Source organism: Ramlibacter sp. MAHUQ-53 (genome assembly GCF_052600055.1).
Genome location: NZ_JBQWTS010000002.1, coordinates 73,330 through 93,539, shown reverse-complemented (window position 1 = coordinate 93,539; position 20,210 = coordinate 73,330). Strand labels below are relative to the sequence as shown.

At 71.0% G+C, this 20,210-nt stretch carries 17 protein-coding genes; 6 read left to right on the top strand and 11 right to left on the bottom strand.

What is annotated here, in order from left to right:
* The first annotated feature begins 24 nt into the window (after positions 1 to 24).
* Positions 25 to 1,668 (top strand): NAD(P)/FAD-dependent oxidoreductase, encoded by a 1,644-nt coding sequence (locus tag ACT80S_RS03800; protein ID WP_377412805.1) that lies wholly within the window; start codon positions 25 to 27, stop codon positions 1,666 to 1,668.
* A gap of 18 nt (positions 1,669 to 1,686) precedes the next feature.
* Here the strand turns inward: ACT80S_RS03800 and ACT80S_RS03795 are convergent, their stop codons facing one another.
* The 4 genes from ACT80S_RS03795 to pyrC all read right to left on the bottom strand — a co-directional run bounded on the left by ACT80S_RS03795 (position 1,687) and on the right by pyrC (position 6,342).
* Positions 1,687 to 3,417, bottom strand: a complete 1,731-nt coding sequence (locus ACT80S_RS03795) for a cation:proton antiporter domain-containing protein (protein WP_377412803.1) — start codon at positions 3,415 to 3,417, stop codon at positions 1,687 to 1,689.
* A gap of 112 nt (positions 3,418 to 3,529) precedes the next feature.
* Positions 3,530 to 4,399 carry a protease HtpX gene (gene htpX / locus ACT80S_RS03790; RefSeq protein WP_377412801.1) on the bottom strand — a complete coding sequence of 290 codons (870 nt, stop codon included), beginning with the start codon at positions 4,397 to 4,399 and terminating at the stop codon, positions 3,530 to 3,532.
* 105 nt (positions 4,400 to 4,504) lie between these two features.
* Complete coding sequence (locus ACT80S_RS03785; protein WP_377413872.1) at positions 4,505 to 5,245, bottom strand: DUF3025 domain-containing protein; 741 nt, start codon at positions 5,243 to 5,245, stop codon at positions 4,505 to 4,507.
* 62 nt (positions 5,246 to 5,307) lie between these two features.
* Positions 5,308 to 6,342 carry a dihydroorotase gene (gene pyrC, locus ACT80S_RS03780; protein WP_377412799.1) on the bottom strand — a complete coding sequence of 345 codons (1,035 nt, stop codon included), beginning with the start codon at positions 6,340 to 6,342 and terminating at the stop codon, positions 5,308 to 5,310.
* A gap of 130 nt (positions 6,343 to 6,472) precedes the next feature.
* Between pyrC and ACT80S_RS03775 the strand changes: the two genes are divergently transcribed.
* The 5 genes from ACT80S_RS03775 (at position 6,473) to ACT80S_RS03755 (ending at position 12,511) form a co-directional block, all read left to right on the top strand.
* The gene (locus ACT80S_RS03775) at positions 6,473 to 7,438 is read left to right on the top strand and encodes a class I SAM-dependent methyltransferase (RefSeq protein WP_377412797.1); all 966 of its coding nucleotides are present in this window, start codon (positions 6,473 to 6,475) and stop codon (positions 7,436 to 7,438) included.
* Between the two features lie 252 nt (positions 7,439 to 7,690).
* Positions 7,691 to 8,242: a TRAP transporter small permease gene (locus tag ACT80S_RS03770; RefSeq protein WP_377412795.1), complete on the top strand. Its 552-nt coding sequence runs from the start codon at positions 7,691 to 7,693 to the stop codon at positions 8,240 to 8,242.
* The gene (locus tag ACT80S_RS03765) at positions 8,239 to 9,537 is read left to right on the top strand and encodes a TRAP transporter large permease (RefSeq protein ID WP_377412792.1); all 1,299 of its coding nucleotides are present in this window, start codon (positions 8,239 to 8,241) and stop codon (positions 9,535 to 9,537) included. The genes ACT80S_RS03770 and ACT80S_RS03765 overlap by 4 nt, the downstream gene beginning before the upstream one ends.
* Before the next feature lie 39 nt (positions 9,538 to 9,576).
* Positions 9,577 to 10,605: a DctP family TRAP transporter solute-binding subunit gene (locus tag ACT80S_RS03760; RefSeq protein ID WP_377412790.1), complete on the top strand. Its 1,029-nt coding sequence runs from the start codon at positions 9,577 to 9,579 to the stop codon at positions 10,603 to 10,605.
* A 205-nt stretch (positions 10,606 to 10,810) separates the two neighbouring features.
* Positions 10,811 to 12,511, top strand: a complete 1,701-nt coding sequence (locus ACT80S_RS03755) for a SulP family inorganic anion transporter (RefSeq protein ID WP_377412787.1) — start codon at positions 10,811 to 10,813, stop codon at positions 12,509 to 12,511.
* Between the two features lie 32 nt (positions 12,512 to 12,543).
* Here the strand turns inward: ACT80S_RS03755 and ACT80S_RS03750 are convergent, their stop codons facing one another.
* From ACT80S_RS03750 to ACT80S_RS03720, 7 genes are all read right to left on the bottom strand, one after another.
* Positions 12,544 to 13,281: an amino acid ABC transporter ATP-binding protein gene (locus ACT80S_RS03750; RefSeq protein WP_377412785.1), complete on the bottom strand. Its 738-nt coding sequence runs from the start codon at positions 13,279 to 13,281 to the stop codon at positions 12,544 to 12,546.
* An 18-nt stretch (positions 13,282 to 13,299) separates the two neighbouring features.
* Positions 13,300 to 13,968, bottom strand: a complete 669-nt coding sequence (locus ACT80S_RS03745; protein WP_377412783.1) for an amino acid ABC transporter permease — start codon at positions 13,966 to 13,968, stop codon at positions 13,300 to 13,302.
* 89 nt (positions 13,969 to 14,057) lie between these two features.
* Positions 14,058 to 14,780, bottom strand: coding sequence for an amino acid ABC transporter permease (locus tag ACT80S_RS03740; RefSeq protein ID WP_377412782.1), 723 nt, complete (start codon positions 14,778 to 14,780; stop codon positions 14,058 to 14,060).
* Between the two features lie 104 nt (positions 14,781 to 14,884).
* The gene (locus ACT80S_RS03735) at positions 14,885 to 15,784 is read right to left on the bottom strand and encodes a transporter substrate-binding domain-containing protein (RefSeq protein ID WP_377412780.1); all 900 of its coding nucleotides are present in this window, start codon (positions 15,782 to 15,784) and stop codon (positions 14,885 to 14,887) included.
* A 113-nt stretch (positions 15,785 to 15,897) separates the two neighbouring features.
* Positions 15,898 to 17,319, bottom strand: a complete 1,422-nt coding sequence (locus ACT80S_RS03730) for an aspartate ammonia-lyase (RefSeq protein WP_377412778.1) — start codon at positions 17,317 to 17,319, stop codon at positions 15,898 to 15,900.
* 93 nt (positions 17,320 to 17,412) lie between these two features.
* Positions 17,413 to 18,357, bottom strand: a complete 945-nt coding sequence (locus tag ACT80S_RS03725; protein ID WP_377412776.1) for a LysR substrate-binding domain-containing protein — start codon at positions 18,355 to 18,357, stop codon at positions 17,413 to 17,415.
* 9 nt (positions 18,358 to 18,366) lie between these two features.
* Entirely contained in the window at positions 18,367 to 20,202 is a 1,836-nt protein-coding gene (locus tag ACT80S_RS03720; RefSeq protein WP_377412774.1) for an ABCB family ABC transporter ATP-binding protein/permease, read from the bottom strand.
* Between the last annotated feature and the right edge of the window lie 8 nt (positions 20,203 to 20,210).

Below are 20,210 nucleotides of genomic sequence, written 5' to 3'. Positions count from 1 at the left end.
CGATCGACACGGGCCCGCAAGACCATGATCCGCCTGTCCGAGCTCCGGCTGCCCCTGGCCGCCGCCGAATCCCCCGACGCCGCCCTGCGCGAGGCCGCCTGCGCGGTGCTGTCCCTGCAGCCCGCCGACATCGAACGCGTCGATGTCTTCAAGCGCAGCTTCGACGCGCGCAAGGCCGACCTGCTGGCCGTCTACATCGTCGACATCACCCTGGCCGACCCGTCCCGCGAGGCCGCCCTGCTCGCCCGCCACGAGAAGGACCCGCATGTCGCCGCCACGCCCGACATGACCTGGCGCCCGCCGGTACTGGCCGACCGCGCGCCCGAGCCCCGCCCGGTGGTGATCGGCTTCGGCCCCTGCGGCATCTTCGCGGCGCTGGTGCTGGCCCAGATGGGCCTCAGGCCCATCGTGCTCGAACGCGGCAAGACCGTGCGCCAGCGCACGCAGGACACCTGGGGCCTGTGGCGCAAGCACGTGCTGCAGCCGGAGTCGAACGTGCAGTTCGGCGAGGGCGGCGCGGGCACCTTCTCGGACGGCAAGCTTTACAGCCAGATCAAGGACCCGCGCCACCTGGGGCGCAAGGTCATGGGCGAGTTCGTGAAGGCCGGCGCGCCCGAGGAGATCCTCTACGTCGCCCACCCCCACATCGGCACCTTCAAGCTGGTGAAGGTGGTGGAGAACATGCGCGCGCAGATCATCGCCCTCGGCGGCGAGGTGCGCTTCCAGCAGAAGGTCACCGACTTCCACATCGAGGACGGCCCCGCCGGCCGCCAGCTGCGCGGCCTGACCGTGCTGGACCAGGCCACCGGCCAGTCGCACGAGCTGCGCGCCGACCACGTGGTGCTGGCCCTGGGCCACAGCTCGCGCGACACCTTCGAGAAGCTGCATGAGCGCGGCGTGTACCTGGAGGCCAAGCCCTTCTCCATCGGCTTCCGGGTCGAGCACCCGCAAGGCATGATCGACCGCGCCCGCTGGGGCAAGCATGCCGGCCACCCGCTGCTCGGCGCCGCCGACTACAAGCTGGTGCACCACGCGGCCAACGGGCGCGCCGTCTACAGCTTCTGCATGTGCCCGGGCGGCACGGTGGTGGCGGCGACCTCGGAGCCCGAGCGCGTGGTCACCAACGGCATGAGCCAGTACTCGCGAAACGAGCGCAACGCCAACGCCGGCATCGTGGTGGGCATCACCCCGGCCGACTACCCCGGCACCGACCCGCTGGCGGGCATGCGCCTGCAGCGCGAGCTGGAGTCGCGCGCCTTCGTTCTGGGCGGCGGCAACTACGAGGCGCCGGGCCAGCTGGTGGGCGACTTCATCGCCGGCCGCCCCTCCACCGCGCTGGGCGAGGTGGTCCCCTCGTACAAGCCGGGCGTGAAGCTGGGTGACCTGCATCCCTCGCTGCCGCCCTATGCCATCGAGGCGATGCGCGAGGCCTTCCCGGCCTTCGGCCGCAAGATCAAGGGCTTCGACCGGCATGACGCGGTGCTGACCGGGGTGGAGACACGCACCTCCTCGCCCCTGCGTATCACGCGCGGCGAGGACTTCCAGAGCCTGAACGTCAAGGGCCTGTACCCCGCCGGCGAAGGCGCGGGCTATGCCGGCGGCATCCTCTCGGCCGGTGTCGACGGCATCAAGGTCGGCGAGGCGGTGGCGCTCGCCATCCCGCGCTAGGTCCGCCCCAGGCCCGCGCTAGGTCCGCGCCTCCCGCTCCCGCACCAGCGCCTCCGCGACCCGGGCCGACGGCACCCGGGCGGCCTGCAGCGCCATCGCCGACAGCTGCAGCCCCGCCTCCAGCGTCTCCGGCACCACGCCGGTGGCGCCGGCCTCGCGCAGCTCGCGGGCGTGGCGCTCGTCGCGCGAGCGCACGTAGATCGGCAGGTCCGGGCAGGCAGCGCGGGCGCAACGCAACGCATGCATCGCGGCGGCGGGCTGGTCCATGGTGACCAGCAGGGCCGCCGCGTCGCGGGTGTGCAACTTGACCAGCATCTCCGGCCGCGACGCGTTGCCGTAGTACACCGGCCGCCCCTCCCGGTGCAGGCGGGCGGCGGCGCGCGCGTCCTGCTCCACGGCCACATAGGCCACGCCCTGCGATTCCAGCACGTCCGCCAGCAGCTGCCCGACGCGGCCGAACCCGGCGATCACCACATGGCCCGCCAGCGTCTCCGGCAGGTCGGCCTCCCCGGCCCCGGCGTCCTGCGGTGCCGGCGCCCGGGCATCCAGCCGCCGCCCCCACCACCGGCCCAGGCGGCTGGCGGCCGGCGTGAGCATCAGGCTGAAGCCCACCACCAGCAGCATGAACTGGCCGACCGGCCGCTCCAGCAGGCCTGTGCCCAGCGCCGCGCCGATCACCACGAAGGCGAACTCGCCGCCCTGGCTCAGGAGCAGGCCGCCCTCGACCGCGCGGCCGGACGACAGCCCGCCGGCCCGCAGGACCCCGGCCGCCACCACCGCCTTGATCGCCATCAGGCCGAGCACCGACGCCAGGATCCACCCCGGGTGCCGCCCCACCTCGGCCAGGTCGATGCCCATGCCCACCGACATGAAGAACAAGCCCATGAGCAGGCCCTTGAACGGCTCGATCGTCACCTCGACCTCGTGCCGGTACTCGGTCTCCGCCAGCAGCAGGCCGGCGAGGAAAGCACCCAGCGCCGGCGACAGGCCGGCGGCCCCGGTCGCGCCCGCCGTGCCCAGGGCCACGAGCAGGGTCAAGGCCATGAAGACCTCGGGCTGGCGGCGGTCGGCGAAGTAGCGGAACACCGGCACCAGCACCCGCCGCCCGAGCAGGAAGATCAGCAGGATGGCGATGCCCGACTTCAGGGCGGCCGTCCCCAGCACGAGGGCGAAGCCGGAGGAGGTCGGCTGGCCCAGGAGGTCGACGAGGATCAGGACCGGCACGACGGCGAAGTCCTGGAGCATGAGGATGGCGAAGCCGGCCTGGCCCACCGGCGTGGCCAGCGCGCGCCGCTCCGACAGCAGCTGCATCACCACCGCGGTGGACGACAGCGACAGCACCAGGCCCAGCACGATGGCGGCCGGCACGGTGTTGCCGAAGGCCCATGCCAGCAGGCCCAGGACCACGGCGGTGGCGCCCACCTGCACGCCCCCGCCCAGGAGGACCCAGCGGCGCATCGCCCACAGCCGCTCGGGCGAGAGCTCCAGGCCGATCAGGAACATCAGGAACACCACCCCCAGCTCGCCCAGGGCCTGGACCCCGCCGACCTCGGTGAAGGTCAGGTGCTTCAGCCAGGGCGCCTGCGGCACCAGCGCGCCCAGCGCGTGCGGCCCCAGCAGCAGCCCCGCGGTGAGGAACCCCAGCACCTGGTTGATGCGAAAGCGCTGGAGCAAGGGAATCAGCAGCCCTGCGAGCACGAGGAACAGCAGGGTCTCGCTGAGGAAAGGAAGGGGGGTCGAATGCTCCATCGCGCGGGTCGGGTTGAACCGCTCGAGCATAGTGCCCCGGCCGGCGCGGGGGGCCCCAAACGAACAGGCCGCCCGGAGGCGGCCTGGTTCGCGGGACGGGCCGGCGGCCCGCTCAGGCGCCTTGCAGCGCCGCGATGCGTTCCTCGATCGGCGGGTGGGTGGAGAACAGCTTGCCCACGCCCGAGGTGATGCCGAAGGCCTGCAGGCCCTGCGGCAGCTGGCCGGGGACCATGCCGCCCAGGCGGGCCAGGGCGTTGATCATGGGCTGCTTGCGGCCCATCAGCTGGGCGGCGCCGGCGTCGGCGCGGAACTCGCGCTGGCGCGAGAACCAGGCCACGATGATGGCGGCCAGGAAGCCCAGCACGATGTCCAGCACGATGGTGGTGACCATGTAGCCCACGCCCGGGCCGCTGGAGCGGTCGTCGCCGCGGCGCAGGAAGCTGTCCACCGCGTAGCCGATCACGCGCGAGAGGAACACGACGAAGGTGTTCATCACGCCCTGGATCAGGGTCATGGTGACCATGTCGCCGTTGGCGATGTGGGCCACCTCGTGGCCGATCACCGCCTCGACCTCCTCGCGGGTCATGCCTTGCAGCAGGCCGGTGGACACGGCCACCAGGGCGCTGTTCTTGAAGGCGCCGGTGGCGAAGGCGTTGGGCTCGCCCTCGAAGATGCCGACCTCGGGCATGCCGATGCCGGCCTTGTCGGCGAAGCCGCGCACGGTCTCGACGATCCAGCGCTCGTCAGGGCCTTCCTGGCCGGTGATCAGGTGCACGCCCGAGGACCACTTGGCGATGGTCTTGGACATCAGCAGCGAGATGATCGCGCCGCCGAAGCCCATGACCAGCGCGTACCCCAGCAGCGCACCGAGGTTCAGGCCGTTGGCCGTGAGGTACTTGTTGACGCCCAGCAGGCTGGCGACGATGCCCAGCACCACCACGACAGCGAGGTTGGTGGCGACGAACAGGAAGATGCGTTTCATTCAGGCTCCGGAGAGTGGAAGTCAGGGGGGCGAAGGATCACCCGGCGCGAAGATAAGGGCCCGGCCGGGCTTTGCAAGAGGGGGCCGCCGATTCACGGACGCAGTCTACGGTCTTGCCGCCGGCGCGCGGGGCGGCCGGAAGACCTGCGCGTCGTCGTAGAAGGCCGCGTCGGCATTCCCGGGCCACCAGCCCGGAACGCCGAGCACCGGCAGCGGCGTGAAGGGCTTGGCCGCCAGCGCCGGCGCCGAGAGCTCGCCGGCCAGCCAGGCGTCGGCGTCGGCCAGGCGGGCCAGCGGGGCGTCGGCGCGCCAGACATGGGCCGTCATGTCCTTGCGCGGCGCGGCCAGCTTCTCCAGCAGCGCGTGGCCGAACACCACCAGCCGCGCCTGCGCCCACAGCGGGCGCAGCTCCACGAACAGCCGCCGCCACTGGCGCGCCAGAAGCGCCTCCCACAGCACCGGCGGCGCCTGGAGCAGGGCGCCGTTCTCGTCGAAGACGGTGATCGCGTCGCGCACCGGTCCGCGCTGTGCGCCGACGCCGCGCGCGGCGATCTCGGCGGCCTGCAGCTGGTTCAGCCGGCGCTTGGTGCGCGGGAAGGCATGCCAGCACAGGCCGTTGAAGAAGTCGTGCGCGTTGTCGCGCGTGGGGCACTGGCCGCTGGAGAAGATGAAGTCCTCGTAGGCCCGGCCCTCGGGCAGGGCGTCCTGCGGCACGAAGCGCACCGGCGCGCCGGGCCAGGCATCGAGCGCCGCGTGCACGGGCCGGCCGGCGGCGACGGCGCGGGCCGGGCCCTCCCCCGCCTCGCGCCACGGCAGGTACCAGGGCGCGGACCAATCCACGTCCAGGCCCTCCACCCGCCCCCCGGGGAGGCCGGCTGCACCGGCCGCGCCAGCCGCCTCGTGCGGGCTCAGGCGACGACCTTCCAGGGCAGCGACTCGCCGCCGCGCAGCGGCTTGATCTCGGCCTGGCCGAAGGGATAGGCCTCGGGCAGCTGCCAGGCCTCGCGGCGCAGCGTCAGCGTGCCGGTGTTGCGCGGCAGGCCGTAGAAGTCGGCGCCGAAGAAGCTGGCGAAGCCCTCGAGCTTGTCCAGCTTGCCGACGGCGTCGAAGGCCTCGGCGTACATCTCCATCGCCGCCGGCGCGGTGTAGCAGCCGGCGCAGCCGGAGGCGTGCTCCTTCAGGTGCGCCGGGTGCGGGGCGCTGTCGGTGCCCAGGAAGAAGCGCGCATCGCCCGAGGTGGCCGCGGCCACCAGGGCCTGGCGGTGCACCTCGCGCTTGAGGACCGGCAGGCAGTAGTAGTGCGGGCGGATGCCGCCGGTGAAGATGGCGTTGCGGTTGTACAGCAGGTGGTGCGCGGTGATGGTGGCGCCGGTGAGGGGGCCCGCCTCGGCCACGTACTGCGCGGCCTCGCGGGTGGTGATGTGCTCCATCACGATCTTCAGGCCCGGGAAGTCCTTGCGCAGGGGAATCAGCTGCTGCTCGATGAACACCGCCTCGCGGTCGAACAGGTCGATGTCGCTCGAGGTCACCTCGCCATGCACCAGCAGCAGCACGCCTTCGCGCTGCATCGCTTCCAGCGTGGCGTAGGTCTTGCGCAGGTCGGTCACGCCGGCGTCGCTGTTGGTGGTGGCGCCGGCCGGGTAGAGCTTGAGGGCGACCACGCCGGCGTCCTTGGCGCGCCGGATCTCATCGGGCGGCAGGTTGTCGGTCAGGTACAGCGTCATCAGCGGCTCGAAGGCCACGCCGGCCGGCACCTGGGCCTGGATGCGCTCACGGTAGGCCACGGCCTGGGCCGCGGTGGTCACCGGCGGCTTGAGGTTGGGCATGACGATGCCGCGGGCAAACTGCGCCGCGGTGTGGGGCACGGTGGTGGCAAGGGCGTCGCCGTCGCGCAGGTGCAGGTGCCAGTCGTCGGGGCGGGTGATGGTGAGCTGCTGGGTCATGCCGGGTCCGGTGGGTCAGGGGAAAACCCGGGGATTGTCGCCGACCGGCCATGGGCATTCCCGGCGACGCCTCAGGGCGTCATACGGCCGCGCTATCCTGCGCGGCCTCAATTCCTTACAAATTGTAAGCATGACGGAAACCCTCGTCCGCACTTCCTGCCCGGCCTGCGGGGCCGACCGGGGTCATGTGCTCAGCGACCGCGACGGCAAGACCGGGGAACCGCTGACCGTGGTCGAGTGCGGCGGCTGCGGCCTCGGCCATGTGCACCCGATGCCGACCGCTGAGACGCTGGAAGCCTGGTACACGCACCAGTACCGGCAGGACTACAAGGCCGCCGAGGTACCCCACCTGCGCCACGTGCTGCGGGCGGCCCGGATCGCGCGGGCGCGCTGGGACTGGCTGGCGGCCCGACCCGGCTTCACCCCGCCGGCGCGGGCGCTGGACATCGGCGCGTCCAGCGGCGAGTTCGTCTACCTGCTCGGCCGGCGGGGGGTGGCGGCGCGCGGCATCGAGCCGCACGCCGGCTATTCGCGCTTTGCCCGGGACGCGCTGGGCCTGGACGTGGCCGCCGGCACCCTGCAGCAGCACCTGCCGGACCTGCCCGACGGGGGCTTCGAGCTGGTGAGCATGTTCCACGTGCTGGAGCACCTCACGGACCCGCTGGGTACGCTGCGGGCGATCGCCCGGCTGCTGGCCCCGCAGGGGCGGCTGTTCATCGAGGTGCCGGACGCGGCCGGGACCAGCGCGCCGCGCAACACGTTCTTCCGGGCCCACACGCTGTACTTCAGCCCGCACTCGCTGCGCGCCGTGGCGCACGCCGCGGGCTTCGAGGTGGAGGCCGACAACTTCGCCAGCCGGGGCAACCTGCGGGTGGTGCTGCGCCGGTCCCCGGCGCCGGCGCCCGAGGCGCCCTGGGCCCCGAGCGACGCGCTGCGCCAGGCCCAGCAGGCTCGCCGCTGGCACCGCTACCTGTGGGAGCGGCTGCGCGACGGCCACGCCTGGCGCCGCCACGCCGCCCGCGCCGAGGAAAAGCGTACCGCCTCGGCCTTCGGCGCCCCCCGGCCCCTGCTCGACGCGGTCTACGCGGCCACCTGACGCGGCGCGAGGGCGCCCGGACAGGACATCGACCGGCGTGGCGGGCGTGGCGGGCGTGGCGGGCGTGGCGGGCGTGGCGGGCGTGGCGGGCGGGGAACGGGCGGGGAACGGGCGGGGAACGGGCGGCGGCGGTGCGGCCAGGCGCAGCGGCAGGCCACGGCCGAGCGGCCGCCGTCCGGGCCAGACCCGGTTCGTATACTCATCAGCTTGCCCGGCGCCAGCGCCGGCCGGCCCCCAGCCCCACACGCCCCGATGTCCCGCCCCGAAGAAGAAAGACCCGGCGACGCTGCCGAACCCGTCGTCGAATTCCCCGACGAGCCCGCCCGAGTGCCCCTGGCGATCGAAGACTGGCTGACCGTGATCATCATGGCCGCCCTGGCCCTGATCACCTTCGCCAACGTGCTGGTGCGCTACTTCACCAGCGCCTCCTTCGCCTGGACCGAGGAGATCTCGGTCTTCCTGATGATCCTGCTGGCCCTGGTGGCCGGCTCGGCCGCCTTCGCGCGCGACCAGCACATCCGCATCGAGTACTTCACCGAGGGCGGCAGCGCCGAGCGCAAGCGCCGGCTGGTGCGCTTCTCGGCGGCGATGGTGGCGCTGCTGTTCGGCCTGATCGGCGTCCTCAGCGTGCGCGTGGTCTGGGACGATTTCCGTTTCGAGGAGACCTCGCCGGGCATCGGCGTGCCGCAGTGGTGGTACTCGGTGTGGCTGCCGCTGGTGTCCTTCGCCATCATGGGCCGGGCCATCGGCCTGTTCGTGCGCCGCGGCCGCCGGGCCGCGGAGGCCGGGGAGGACGCCCGATGATCGCGACCCTCCTGTTCGTCCTGTTCATCGCGATGATGCTGGCGGGCGTGCCGATCGGCGTGGCCCTGGGCATTGCCGGCGCCGCCGCCATCGGCCTGGCCAACGCCGGCACGCAGTGGTTCGGCCTGCTGGCCGTGCCGCAGAACTTCTACGCCGGCCTGGGCAAGTACCCGCTGCTGGCGATCCCGATGTTCGTGCTGGTCGGCTCCATCTTCGACCGCTCCGGCGTGGCCCTGCGCCTGGTGAACTTCGCCATCGCGCTGGTGGGCCGCGGCCCCGGCATGCTGCCCCTGGTGGCCATCGTCGTGGCCATGTTCCTGGGCGGCATCTCCGGCTCGGGCCCGGCCAACGCCGCCGCCGTCGGCGGGGTGATGATCGCCGCCATGAGCCGCGCCGGCTACCCGGCGCCGTTCTCGGCCAGCGTGGTCGGCGCCGCCGCCGCCACCGACATCCTGATCCCGCCCTCGGTGGCCTTCATCGTCTACTCGGTGCTGGTGCCCGGCGCCTCGGTGCCGGCGCTGTTCGCCGCCGGCATGGTGCCGGGCGTGCTGGCCGGCCTGGCGCTGATCATCCCCGCCGTCTGGATGGCCCGCCGCCACAGGATGGGCGCGCTGGAGGCCTCGCTGCCCCGCCCGCCGCTGCTGAAAAGCTTCGTCGAGGCGATCTGGGGCCTGGCCGCGCCGGTCCTGATCCTCGGCGGCATGCGCGCCGGCTGGTTCACGCCCACCGAGGCCGCCGTGGTGGCGGTGTTCTACGGCCTGTTCGTGGGCATGGTGATCCACCGCACGATCAAGGTACGCGACCTGTTCACCATCCTGCGCGAGTCGGGCGAGCTGTCGGCGGTGATCCTGATCGTGGTCTCGCTGGCAGGCATCTTCGCCTACTCGCTGTCGACGCTGGGCGTGATCGACCCCATCACCAAGGCCATCGTCAACTCGGGCCTCGGCGAGTGGGGCGTGATGGCGCTGTTGATCCTGATGCTGATCACCGTGGGCATGTTCCTCGACGGCGTGTCCATCTTCCTGATCTTCGTGCCGCTGCTGATGCCGATCGTGAACCACTACCAGTGGGACCCGGTGTGGTTCGGCGTGATCCTGACCCTCAAGGTGGCCCTGGGCCAGTTCACCCCGCCGCTGGCGGTGAACCTGATGGTCTCCTGCCGCATCGCCCGCGTGCGCATGGAGCAGACCGTGCCCTGGGTCGGCTGGATGCTGTTCTCGATGTTCCTCGTGATGGTGGCCGTGATCGCCTGGCCGCCGCTGGCCCTGTGGCTGCCCCGCGCCCTCGGCTACTGAGTCCCGTGACCCTTTCTTGACCCAAGGAGACCGAAACCCATGAAGACCCGTTCCTTCCTGAAAGCTGCCCTGGCGGCCGTGGCCCTCGCGGCCAGCGCCGTCGCCCCGGCCCAGACCTACAAGCCCGAGTACAAGCTGTCCATCGTGGTCAGCACCGCCTTCCCCTGGGGCAAGGGCGCCGAGATCTGGGCCGACAAGGTGCGCGAGCGCACCCAGGGCCGCATCAACATCAAGCTGTACCCGGGCACCTCCCTGGTCCAGGGCGACCAGACCCGCGAGTTCACCGCCATCCGCCAGGGCGTGATCGACCTGGCCGTGGGCTCGACCATCAACTGGTCGCCCCAGGTCAAGGCGCTGAACCTGTTCTCGCTGCCCTTCCTGATGCCTGACTACGCCGCCGTCGACGCCCTGACCCAGGGCGAGGTGGGCGCGCAGATCTTCAAGGCCATCGACAGCGCCGGCGTGCTGCCCCTGGCCTGGGGCGAGAACGGCTACCGCGAGATCTCCAACTCCAAGATGGACATCCGCAAGCCCGAGGACCTGAAGGGCATGAAGATCCGCGTGGTCGGCTCGCCCCTGTTCATCGACACCTTCACCGCCCTGGGCGCCAACCCCACGCAAATGAGCTGGGCCGACGCCCAGCCCGCGCTGGCGAGCAAGGCGGTGGACGGCCAGGAGAACCCGCTGTCCATCTTCATCGCCGCCAAGCTGCCCACCGTGGGCCAGAAGCACCTGACGATGTGGGGCTACATGGCCGACCCGCTGGTGTTCGTGGTGAACAAGGACGTCTGGAACTCCTGGACCCCGGCCGACCAGGCCATCGTGCGCCAGGCCGCCCTGGACGCCGCCAAGGAGCAGATCGCCCTGGCCCGCAAGGGCCTGGTGGAAGCCGGCAAGCCGCTGCTGAAGGACGTGGCCGCCTCCGGCGTGACCGTGACCGAGCTGTCCGCCGCCGAGCGCGAGGCCTTCGTCAAGGCCACCCGCGGCGTGTACGACAAGTGGAAGCCGCAGATCGGCGCCGACCTGGTGAACGCCGCCGAGAAGGCCATCGCCGCCCGCAAGCGCTGATCGCGCCGCATCCCTGGAAAGCCCCGCATCGCGGGGCTTTTTTTCATGGCGCGGCACGACGGCGAGGCCCCGCCGGGCAGGGTCGCCTTCAGTCGGAGCCGTCCTACATCCGCCCCCTCCGCCGCCCCATAAGCTCATCAATTTGACGGGGGTAGCTGGCGCACGCCGCGGCATTCCGCAGACCCGCCCGTCCGAGGAGGTGGGCATGCAGGTCGATGTGCACAAGGCCGTGGTCGGCGCCGGCACGATGGCGCTGATCACCCTGTGCTGGATGCTGGGCGTGGGGGCGCTCGCGGCCGGTCCGCTCGGGCCGGCGCTCACCCCGGTGGGCGTGGCCGCCGCGATCGTCTCGGCGCTGGCCGGCGGTCTGCTGGTGACGCTGCTGGCCGCGCCGCGGGCCCAGGTCACCGCCCCCTCCTCCTCGATCGCGGTGATCTACGCTGGGCTGGCTGCGACCCTCGCCGGCCGGCCGGCGCCGGAGGTCTGGGCCCTGCTGTCGCTGTGCGTGGTGGTCTGCGGGATGCTGCTGATCCTGGCCGGCACGCTGCGGGCCTGCGACGCGGTCCACTACCTGCCGCTGCCGGTGAGCATCGGCTTCATCAGCGGCATCGGCCTGCTCGTGATCGACACGCAGGTGCCCTCGCTCCTGGGCGGGCGGCCCGGGCTGCTGCAGGACGGGGCGGCGCTGGCGGCGGCGGCCGGGTCGATCCGCCCGGGCGCGCTGCTGGTGGGCGGGGTGGCGGCCCTCATCACCTGGCGCGCGCCGCGCCACCGCCATGGCGCCTACGGGCCGCTGGCGGCGCTGGCGGCCGGCACCGCGCTGCACCACGCGCTGGACGGGCTGCCCGGTCCGCTGCCCTGGGTGGGGCCGACCCTGGGCAGCGTGGACCTGGCCGCCGGCCTGGCCTGGAGCTCGGCGGTGCTGCCGGCCTACCTGTCGTCCCCCGAGTGGCTCGGCCCGGCGCTGCTGGAGGTGCTGCCCTTCGCGCTGGTGCTGGCCTTCCAGGCAGCGATGAACGGCGCGGTGACCGCCGCCTCGCTGGGCACCGTGCTCGCCACCCGCACCGACCTGTACCGGGTGCTGCAGGCGCAGGGCGTGGCCAATGTGCTGTGCGGCGGCCTGGGCGCCCTGCCGGTGTGCACCAACGCGCCGCTGTCGCTGCTGGCGGTGCGCTTCGCGCCCTATCCGCGCCTGGCGGTGCTCGCCTGCGGCTTCCTGCTCGTCGCGGCGGTGGCGGCCACCGGCTCGATCGGGCAGCTGCCGCTGGCGGCCTTCGCGGGCGTGCTGGTGGTCAGCGGCGCGCGGACCATCGACAGCCGCATCGCCGCGCTGGCGGGACGGGCGTGGCGCGGGCCGGCGCGCTGGCAGGCGGCAGCCAACCTGGGCGTCATCGCCGCCGTCGCGGGGCTCACCGTCTCAGGCCATGTGGTGCTGGGCATCGGCCTGGGCCTGGCCCTGGAGGTGCTGCTGTTCCTGTGGAACCTGCCGCGCCGGCACCCGGCCGGCACGCCGGCGGGCCGGCGCTGGCGCGACCGCTTCGCGGCCTGCGAGGCGGTGATGACCGGGCTGGGCCGCGCGAAGGTGCAGGTGCTGCGGGTGGGGGAGGCGGTGTTCTTCGGCAACGTCAGCGGCCTGACGCAGGCCCTGGCGCGGCTGCCCGCGGGCACCACGCACGTGGTGATGGACCTCTCGCGCACGCACTACCTGGACCTCACCGCCCTCCATGCCCTCGACCACGCGATGGAGCGCATCGCCGTCCAGGGCATCGAGACCCTGCTGTGCGGGGTGGACCGCGCCGGCCGGCCGCTGCGGGGGCTGCACCTGGCGGCACCCGCGCTGACGAAGCGGCCCCGCTTCGCCAGCGCCGAGGCGGCGCTGGCCACGCTGGCCACGCTGGCCGCGTGAGGCCGCGACGCTGACCGCGGCCGGCGGCGGCCTCAGTGCGCCAGGATCTTCGCCAGGAATTCCTTGGTGCGCGGCTGGCGCGCCTCGGGGTTGCCGAAGAACTCGTCCTTCGTGCAGTCCTCGAGGATGCGGCCGCCCACGTCGATGAAGATCACGCGGTTGGCCACCTTGCGCGCGAACCCCATCTCGTGCGTGACCACCATCATGGTCATGCCTTCCTTGGCCAGGCCCACCATCACGTCCAGCACCTCGCCCACCATCTCCGGGTCGAGCGCGGAGGTGGGCTCGTCGAACAGCATCACCACCGGGTCCATCGACAGCGCGCGTGCGATCGCCACGCGCTGCTGCTGGCCGCCCGAGAGCTGCCCGGGGAACTTGTCCTTGTGCGCCATCAGGCCCACGCGATCGAGCATCTTCAGCCCGCGTGCCTTGGCCTCGTCCTGGCTGCGCCCCAGCACCTTGACCTGGGCCAGGGTGAGGTTCTCGGTCACCGACAGGTGCGGGAACAGCTCGAAGTGCTGGAACACCATGCCCACGCGGCTGCGCAGCTTCGGCAGGTCGGTCTTGGGGTCGTTGACCTGCACGCCGTCCACCGTGATGGTGCCCTTCTGGATCGGCTCCAGCGCATTGACGGTCTTGATCAGGGTGGACTTGCCCGAGCCCGAGGGCCCGCACACCACCACCACGTCGCCCTTGGCGATGCTCACCGAACACTCATTGAGCACCTGCACCGGGCCGTACCACTTGGAAACGTTCTTGATCTCGATCATGTTTGCGAAGCTCCGGTCTCAGCGGATGATGGCGATGCGCTTTTGCAGGCGGCGCACCAGGGTCGACAGGCCAAAGCAGACGGCGAAGTAGACCAGTGCCGCCAGCAGGTAGGCCTCCTCGGGCCGCCCGTAGATCTTGGCGGCGGTGACGAAGCCCTTGAGCAGGTCGTAGGCGCCGATGGCGTAGACCAGCGAGGTGTCCTGGAACAGGATGATGGTCTGCGTGAGCAGCACCGGCAGCATGTTGCGGAAGGCCTGGGGGAGCACCACCAGACGCATGTTCTGCGCGTACGTCATGCCCAGGGCCTGCCCGGCGAACACCTGGCCGCGCGGGATCGACTGGATGCCCGCGCGCATGATCTCGCTGAAGTAGGCCGCCTCGAAGGCGATGAAGGTGATGATGGCCGAGGCCTCGGCGCCCACCGGGCGGCCGATGATCAGGGGCACCAGCAGGAAGAACCACAGGATCACCATCACCAGCGGGATGGAGCGCATGCCGTTGACGTAGATGGTGGCCGGGATCTCCAGCGCCTTGCGGCCGGACAGCCGCATCAGCGCCAGCAGCGTGCCGAAGAAGATGCCACCCAGCGTGGCGATCACCGTCAGCTGCACGCTGAAGATGAAGCCGTTGACGACGAACTTGGAGATGACCTCCCAGCTCACGAAGCTCAGGTCGAGGTTGCCCATGTCAGGCCTCCGTAGGGCCGCCCCAAGGCAGGCCTGCGCCCCCCCGGGGGGCAGCGAAACACACGAAGTGGCGAGCGTGGGGACTCATGTCAGTGCCCTCCCCCGGTGCCGCCGGCGACGATGAAGCCGGGGATGGCCAGCCGCTTCTCGACGAAGGCGAAGACCCGGTTCACAGCGAAGGCCGACAGCGCGTACAGGCCGGTCACCGCCAGGTAGATCTCGATGCCGCGCGAGGTCTCCTCCTGCGCCTGCATGGCGAACATGGTGAGCTCGGCGATGGACACCGCGAAGGCCACCGAGGAGTTCTTCAGCAGGTTCATGGACTCGCTGGTCAGCGGCGGCAGGATGATGCGGAACGCCATCGGCAGCAGCACGTAGCGGTAGGTCTGCCAGGTGGTGAAGCCCATGGCCATGCCGGCATAGCGCTGGCCGCGCGGCAGGGCCTGGATGCCCGCCCTCACCTGCTCGGCGATGCGCGCCGAGGTGAAGAAGCCCAGGGCGAAGACCACCAGCAGGAAGCCCGGCACCTGCTGGAACGCCGGGAAGGCCTTGGGCAGCACGAAGTACCAGATGAACAGCTGCACCAGGATCGGGATGTTGCGGAACAACTCGACCCAGGCATTGGCCAGGCGCACCAGCCAGGGGCTGTTCGGCAGCGTGCGCAGCGTGCCGATCACCGCGCCGGTGACCACGGCCACCACCCAGGCGCAGCCGGCGACCGCGAGGGTCCAGCGCCAGGCCTCGAACATCCACTCGAGGTAGGTGCGGCCGCTGCCGTCGTCATTGAGGAATACCTGCCAATCCCATGTCATGTGCTCTGGCCTCCGTCGGGGCGTCCGTCGTGTATGGAGTGGAAACAAAAAGCCCCGCCGGCGCAAGTGGCGGGCGGGGCCTCGGCTCGCGGGTCAGGCCAGGATCACTTCTTGGCGTAGTCCTCGACGGGCTTGTCGTTGGGGGCAGCCCAGGCCGACTTGGTGGCCTCGCTGGCCGGCAGGCCCACGCGGGTGTTCTTCGGGGGGATCGGCTGCATGAACCACTTGTCGTAGATCTTCGCGATCTCGCCGGTGCGGGCCAGGTCGCGGATGGTGTCGTCGGCCACCTTCTTGAAGGCCGGGTCGTCCTTGCGAAGCATGATCGCGATGGGCTCGACGCTCAGGACCTCGCCGACGATGCGGAACTCGCCCGGGTTCTTGGCGGTGGCGATGTTGCCGGCCAGGATCTGGCCGTCCATCACGAAGGCATCGGCGCGGCCGGACTCCAGCAGCAGGAAGCTGTCGGCATGGTCCTTGCCGAAGACCTCCTTGAAGTCGACGTTGTTGGCGCGCTCGTGCTTGCGAAGCAGCTGCACGGAGGTGGTGCCGGTGGTGGTGGCGACGTTCTTGTCCTTGAGCTGCGCGATCGAGGTGATGCCGGAGGCGGCCTTGACCGCGATGCGCACTTCCTCGACGTAGGTGGTCAGGGCGAAGGCCACGTCCTTCTGGCGGGTGGCGTTGTTGGTGGTGGAGCCGCACTCGATGTCGACGGTGCCGTTCTGCACCAGGGGGATGCGGTTCTGCGAGGTGACCGGCTGGTACTTCACGTCCAGCTTGCGGCCCACGGCCTTTTCCACGTTGCCGATGATGCGCTGGCAGATCTCCACGTGGTAGCCCGCGTACTTGCCGTCACCGAGGGTGAACGACAGCGCGCCGGAGGAATCGCGCACGCCCATGGTGATGACGCCCGAGGCCTTGACCTTGGCCAGGGTGTCGTTGGCCTGGGCGAAGGCCGCGCCGGTGGCGAGGGTGGCCACTGCGAGGGCGAGGATCTGCTTCTTCATCATCTTCTCCTAGTAGGAACGTTCGATATCCGCGGCAACCGGCGGAATCGGGAAAGAACCGCAAGCTTATAGCAGGAGTCGTGCCTCGATCCCCCTGGTTCACCCTGGCCCGATCACCCCTCGTCCCGCAAGGGCTGGGTGAGCTTCTCGGGCACCAGCAGGGCCTCGACCTGGGCACGGGTGAGGATGCCCAGCGCCTCGGCGATCTCGTCGATCGGCCGGCCGGTGGCGATGGCGGTCTTGGCGATCAGGGCCGCCTTTTCGTAGCCGATGATGGGGTTCAGGGCCGTCACCAGCGTCACCGAGTCACGCACCCGCCGCTCCAGCAGCGGCAGGTTCGGCTCGATGCCCACCACGCAGTGCTCGCGCAGCGTGCGGCAGGCATTGGCCAGGTGCTCGATGCTCTTGAACAGGCTCCAGCCCATGATCGGCTCGAAGGCATTGAGCTGCAGCTGGCCGGCCTCGGAGGCCATGGTGACGGTCATGTCATTGCCGATCACCTCGAAGGCCACCTGGTTCATGACCTCCGGGATCACCGGGTTGACCTTGCCCGGCATGATCGACGAGCCGGCCTGCCGGGGCGGCAGGCGGATGTCCCCGAAGCCGGCCTGCGGCCCGCTGGACAGCAGGCGCAGGTCGTTGCAGGTCTTGGACAGCTTGGTGGCCACCCGCTTGAGCACACCGGACAGCTGCACGAACGCCCCGGTGTCCTGCGTGGCCTCGACCAGGTTCTTCGACTTCACCACCGGGATGCCGCTGACCTCGGCGAGCAGGCTGCAGGCCAGGTCGGCATAGCCGTGGGGCGCGTTGATGCCGGTGCCGATGGCGGTGGCGCCCAGGTTGATCTCCTGGATCAGGGCGCGCGCCTCGCGCAGGCGGTCCTCGTCCTCCTCGAGCATGACCGCATAGGTGGAGAACTCCTGGCCCAGCGTCATCGGCACCGCGTCCTGCAGCTGGGTGCGGCCGATCTTGAGGATGTCCTTGAATTCCTCCGCCTTGGCCTCGAAGGCCTGGCGCAGGTCGGCCATCGACACCAGGAGCCGGTCGATGCCGGCCCACAGCGCCAGCCGCACCGCGGTGGGGTAGACGTCGTTGGTGCTCTGGGAGGCGTTGACGTGGTCGTTGGGGTGCAGCACGTCGTAGCGCCCCTTCTCGAACCCCATCTTCTCCAGCGCGAGGTTGGCGATGACCTCGTTGGCGTTCATGTTGGTGGAGGTGCCGGCGCCGCCCTGGATCACGTCGACCACGAACTGGTCGTGGAATTCGCCGGCGATGAGGCGGTCGCAGGCGTGCAGGATGGCCCAGCACCGCGCCTCGTCCAGCACCCGCAGCTGCAGGTTGGCGCGCGCCGCCGCCTTCTTCACGTGGCCGAAGGCGCGTATGAGGTCCGGCATGGCCGAAACGGTGGTGCCGGAGATCGGGAAGTTCTCCACTGCGCGGGCGGTGTGCACGCCCCAGTAGGCACTGGAGGGGATGGGCTTGTCGCCCAGGAAGTCGTGCTCGATGCGAAAGCCTGCGGGCGGGTTCTGGGTCATGGCGGGCCACCTCCGTGCTGGCCGGTGAGGCAACTGTAGGCCCGCCCGGACCGGCTGGCCAATGCCGCTTCGGCTGCCCCCCATGCCGGAAGGTTATCGGGCCGCCGCGCCCCCGCCTTCGGCCAGGAAGTCCCACAGGCCCTGCGCGCTGCGCTTGGCCGGTTCGCGGCCGGCCGCGGGGCGCTCGCGGTAGGCGCGGATGTCCATCGCCATCTCCAGCGCCGCCGGCTCGCCCGGCGGCGCGGCATGCACCAGCCGCCGCTCGCGCAGCTCGCGGCGCACCGCGCTGGCAGGCAGGAAGGCCACGCCATGGCCCTCCAGGGCCATCACCTTCAGGCCCTCGGCCATGTCGGTCTCGTAGACCCGGTCCAGGTGGACGGGGGTGGGCGCATTCTTCAGGATCAGGTCGGCGACCCCGCCGAGGTAGGCGCCGGGCGCATAGCCCAGGTAGGGCAGCGGGTGGCCGGCGCGCCCGGGCAGCGGGAACATCGGCAGGCCCTGATCGTCCGGCTTGCAGAAGGGGGCCAGGATCTCCTGGCCGAGGCTGACCATCTCGTAGCGGTCGGCGTCCAGCGGCAGGGGCTGGGCCTCGTGGTGGTAGGCGATCAGCAGGTCGCAGCCGCCCTCGACCAGGCGCATCACCGCGTCGTGCACGTTCAGCGCGATCAGCCGGCTCCTGATGGGGCCGAAGCGCTCACGCAGGCTGGAGACCCAGGCCGGGAAGAAGGTGAAGGCCAGGGTGTGGGGCACGGCGAACTCGATCACGTCCTTGCCCGCGGCCGACTGCCCGCGCAGCATGGCGCGGGTGCTTTGCAGCGTCTGCAGCATCTCCAGCGCCTGCGCGTACAGGGTCTGGCCGGCGGGGGTCAGCCGCGTGGGGTAGGAACTGCGGTCCACCAGGTCGCAGCCGGCCCAGGCCTCCAGCGCCTGGATCCGCCGGGAGAACGCGGGCTGGGTCACGTGCCGCAGCTGCGCGGAGCGGCTGAAGCTGCGCGTCTCGGCCAGGCTGACGAAGTCCTCGAGCCACTTGGTTTCCATGGCCGGATGTTAAGCCTCGGCCTCCTGGCCCTGCTCACGCTGGCTTTGCTGCAGCGCCCACATGGCGGCATAGCGCTGGCCCAGCGCCAGCAGCTGCGCGTGGGTGCCGCGCTCGATGATCCGGCCGGCGTCCATCACCAGGATTTCGTGCGCGTCGACCACCGTGGACAGCCGGTGCGCGATCACCAGCGCCGTCTTGCCTCGGGCAGCCGACTTCAGTTCGGCCTGGATGGCGCGCTCGTTGGCCGAGTCCAGCGCCGAGGTGGCCTCGTCGAAGATCAGGATCGGCGGGTCCTTCAGCAAGGTGCGGGCGATAGCCACGCGCTGCTTCTCGCCGCCCGAGAGCTTGAGCCCGCGCTCGCCCACCATGGTCTGGTACCCCTTGGGCGTGGCGGCGATGAAGGCGTGGATGTGGGCCGCCTTCGCCGCCGCCTCCACCTCGGCATGCGAGGCGCCGGGGCGGCCGTACGCGATGTTGTATTCGACCGTGTCGTTGAACAGCACCGTGTCCTGCGGCACGATGCCGATGGCGGCGCGCACGCTGGCCTGGGTCACCTCGCGGATGTCCTGGCCGGCGATGCGGATGCAGCCGCCCTGCACGTCGTAGAAGCGATAGAGCAGGCGCGCCAGGGTGCTCTTGCCCGAGCCGGAGGGCCCGACCACCGCCACCGTGCGGCCGGCCGGGATCTCGAAGCTCACGTCGTGCAGGATCTCGCGTGCCGGCTCGTAGCCGAAGCGCACATGCTCGAAGCGCACCGTGGGCTGGTGCAGGCCCGCCAGCGCCGGCGCACCGGGGCGGTCGGCCACCTCGCGCTCACGCTCCATCAGCGCGAACATGCGGTCCAGGTCCGTGAGGCTCTGCTTGATCTCGCGATACAGCACGCCCAGGAAGTTGAGCGGGATGTACAGCTGGATCATGAAGGCGTTGATCATCACCAGGTCGCCCAGCGTCAGGCGCCCCTCGACCACGCCCTGCGTGGCCCGCCACAGCATCGCCACCAGGGCCACCGCGATGATCAGCTGCTGGCCGGTGTTGAGGATGGACAGCGTGGTCTGCGACTTCAGCCGCGACCGGCGCAGGCGCTCCAGGCTCTCGTCATAGCGGCGGGCCTCGAAGCCCTCGTTGTTGAAGTACTTGACCGTCTCGTAGTTCAGGAGGGAGTCGACCGCGCGGGTGTGGGCCGCGGAGTCGAACTCGTTGGCCTCGCGCCGGAACTTGGTGCGCCACTCGGTGATGGTCACGGTGAAGACGATGTAGACCGCGAGCGCCAGCACCGTGATGCCGGCGAACCACAGGTCGAACTTCACCGCCAGGATGGTGAGCACCAGCGCGGTCTCGATCAGCGTGGGCACCACGCTGTAGAGGGAGTAGGAGATCAGCGACTCGATGCCGCGCACGCCGCGCTCGATATCGCGGGTCATGCCGCCGGTCTGGCGCTCGAGGTGGAAGCGCAGGCTCAGCGCGTGCAGGTGCTCGAAGGTCTGCAGCGCGATGCTGCGCGCCGCGCCGTGGGTGGCCTTGGCGAAAACCAGCTCGCGCAGCTCGGTGAACAGCGAGGTCGACAGCCGCAGCATCCCGTACCCCACCAGCAGCCCCGCGGGCACCGCCAGCATCACGGCGGCGGGGCCGAGCTTCGGCGTCATGGTGTCCACCAGGTCCTTGAGCACCAGCGGCACGGACACGTTGGCCAGCTTGGCGCCGACCATGAAGGCCAGGGCCGCCAGCACGCGCCAGCGGTACTGCCAGAGGTAGGGCGCCAGCCGGCGCAGCGTCGTCCAGTCGCTGCGGGTGCGCGGCTGGCCGGGGACGGGAAGGGCTTGGGTGGAATCGCCGTAGCGGCGCATGGCGGAGA

Bases quoted from the DNA above. Each gene is read 5' to 3' on its own strand.
- ACT80S_RS03795 (WP_377412803.1), bottom strand. From the start codon at position 3,417: ATGGAGCATTCGACCCCCCTTCCTTTCCTCAGCGAGACCCTGCTGTTC.
- ACT80S_RS03775 (WP_377412797.1), top strand. From the start codon at position 6,473: ATGACGGAAACCCTCGTCCGCACTTCCTGCCCGGCCTGCGGGGCCGAC.
- ACT80S_RS03735 (WP_377412780.1), bottom strand. From the start codon at position 15,784: ATGAAGAAGCAGATCCTCGCCCTCGCAGTGGCCACCCTCGCCACCGGC.
- ACT80S_RS03750 (WP_377412785.1), bottom strand. From the start codon at position 13,281: ATGATCGAGATCAAGAACGTTTCCAAGTGGTACGGCCCGGTGCAGGTG.
- ACT80S_RS03730 (WP_377412778.1), bottom strand. From the start codon at position 17,319: ATGACCCAGAACCCGCCCGCAGGCTTTCGCATCGAGCACGACTTCCTG.
- htpX (WP_377412801.1), bottom strand. From the start codon at position 4,399: ATGAAACGCATCTTCCTGTTCGTCGCCACCAACCTCGCTGTCGTGGTG.
- ACT80S_RS03765 (WP_377412792.1), top strand. From the start codon at position 8,239: ATGATCGCGACCCTCCTGTTCGTCCTGTTCATCGCGATGATGCTGGCG.
- ACT80S_RS03740 (WP_377412782.1), bottom strand. From the start codon at position 14,780: ATGACATGGGATTGGCAGGTATTCCTCAATGACGACGGCAGCGGCCGC.
- ACT80S_RS03755 (WP_377412787.1), top strand. From the start codon at position 10,811: ATGCAGGTCGATGTGCACAAGGCCGTGGTCGGCGCCGGCACGATGGCG.
- pyrC (WP_377412799.1), bottom strand. From the start codon at position 6,342: ATGACCCAGCAGCTCACCATCACCCGCCCCGACGACTGGCACCTGCAC.
- ACT80S_RS03745 (WP_377412783.1), bottom strand. From the start codon at position 13,968: ATGGGCAACCTCGACCTGAGCTTCGTGAGCTGGGAGGTCATCTCCAAG.
- ACT80S_RS03800 (WP_377412805.1), top strand. From the start codon at position 25: ATGATCCGCCTGTCCGAGCTCCGGCTGCCCCTGGCCGCCGCCGAATCC.
- ACT80S_RS03720 (WP_377412774.1), bottom strand. From the start codon at position 20,202: ATGCGCCGCTACGGCGATTCCACCCAAGCCCTTCCCGTCCCCGGCCAG.
- ACT80S_RS03760 (WP_377412790.1), top strand. From the start codon at position 9,577: ATGAAGACCCGTTCCTTCCTGAAAGCTGCCCTGGCGGCCGTGGCCCTC.
- ACT80S_RS03725 (WP_377412776.1), bottom strand. From the start codon at position 18,357: ATGGAAACCAAGTGGCTCGAGGACTTCGTCAGCCTGGCCGAGACGCGC.
- ACT80S_RS03770 (WP_377412795.1), top strand. From the start codon at position 7,691: ATGTCCCGCCCCGAAGAAGAAAGACCCGGCGACGCTGCCGAACCCGTC.